Annotated in this window: 1 protein-coding gene and 1 pseudogene; one reads left to right on the top strand and one right to left on the bottom strand. The window is 59.1% G+C overall.

All coding sequences use genetic code 11. The features are described from left to right. Positions 1-646: pseudogene (locus AB0I77_RS53585) on the top strand (hypothetical protein); the annotation flags it as partial. A gap of 211 nt (positions 647-857) precedes the next feature. Here AB0I77_RS53585 and AB0I77_RS53580 read toward each other — a convergent pair. Further along, positions 858-1,396: AAA family ATPase (locus AB0I77_RS53580; protein ID WP_363290333.1), on the bottom strand; the 539-nt coding region annotated here is incomplete at its 5' end.

Below are 1,396 nucleotides of genomic sequence, written 5' to 3'. Positions count from 1 at the left end.
ATTCGAGCAAGGCAAGTTCGACAGCTGCAACATGAACGCGACCCTGGACCGCCTCGTCAGCATTGCCGGCGTGCCGATCACGGCAAAGCAGCGCCAGGCCATCAAGGACCTCGCGGAGACCAGGAACGCGCTGACCCACTTCGGCCACACGGCGAACGCGTATGCCGTCGAGGCCCGTGCTGCCCGAGTCCTGGGCTTTCTCCTCGACTTCGTACCTCTGCATCTGCATCCAGTTCTGTCGAGTGAAGCCCAATTGGTCGAGGAGACCATGGAGGACGTCCGGCAGAAACTCCGCGACATCGAAGCGCTCGTGAAGAACCGGATGCAGGAGCTGAAGGGGGACCTTAACGGCCACAAAGACCGCACGGTGATCTGTCCCGAGTGCAGACAATGGGCGTTGGTCGTCGGTGGTGGGGATCCCGTGGTCTGCCGATTCTGCCTGGCTTCCCTGGCGCCGATCGACGCCGCCATCCTCTACTGGATGGACGTCCTCGGCCAGGAAGAATCCCTCACCCCTGTGGACTGCTCCACCTGCAACACCGGGCACGTGGTCACGTGGGTGAGCATCGCCGGAAACAAGGCTGATGACGTCGGTCTGTGCTTCCAGTGCGGCACCGCGTGCGAGCGGAAGGCATGGGCCCCATGAGCATCGAGGAGAAACCCGCCCGCGCAGTGAGCCCCCCTCTACACCGCGAATAGCGCCCTCACCTGGTACGACTTCATCGCCACGCGCCTCGCTGAAGACCTGCGGAGGAGTACGGAACGACAGCGGACCGGGCGTTACGGACTACCGAGAGGGGCTGCGGCAGGCCCAGGGTCGGCGTCCACTACGACTCGTAGAGGCAGGAACTACGGAACTACCAACTGAGGAAACTTCCACGCTCTCGGATGCGGCGCCTCCCGATGCGAATGAATTGGCCATCGGTGAACTTGATGCGTTTGATATCTGTCGTTGCGATGATGAACTGACAGCCCTGTTGAGCGAGTTCATTTATCCTGCCAGAGAGCTGGTGTACCATCCCCGTATCAAATGCCCCCATCGGCTCATCGAGGAGGAACAGGCGATAATTCTTCTCTTCACTCAACGCTTCCTCCAGACGAGCGAATCTCCACCGTTCGGGAGATTCCGGATTGAGATAGAAGCATTCCTCCGCCGATGGCTTTTGATGCCACAATAGATCCAAGTTTCTAGCGAGTTGCAGAACAATTTGAGGACTGTACCGAAACCTTTTGATATCGTCGGGGCTCACAGCCCCCACCTGCACGGCTAGAGCCTGCAAGAGGATAGTCTTTCCTGATCCGTTCCCGCCCAAGATAACGTTGATTCCAGAACCGAATCCAATACCTCGACGCAATGCCAGAGCAGCCTCAATGGGCTTTTCGGTGCTGAAATCAT

The sequence above is a fragment of the Streptomyces sp. NPDC050619 genome, assembly GCF_040654815.1.
Classification (GTDB): Bacteria; Actinomycetota; Actinomycetes; order Streptomycetales; family Streptomycetaceae; genus Streptomyces.
Note: the sequence above shows the minus strand (reverse complement) of the source record. Positions and strands in the feature narration are given on the sequence as shown.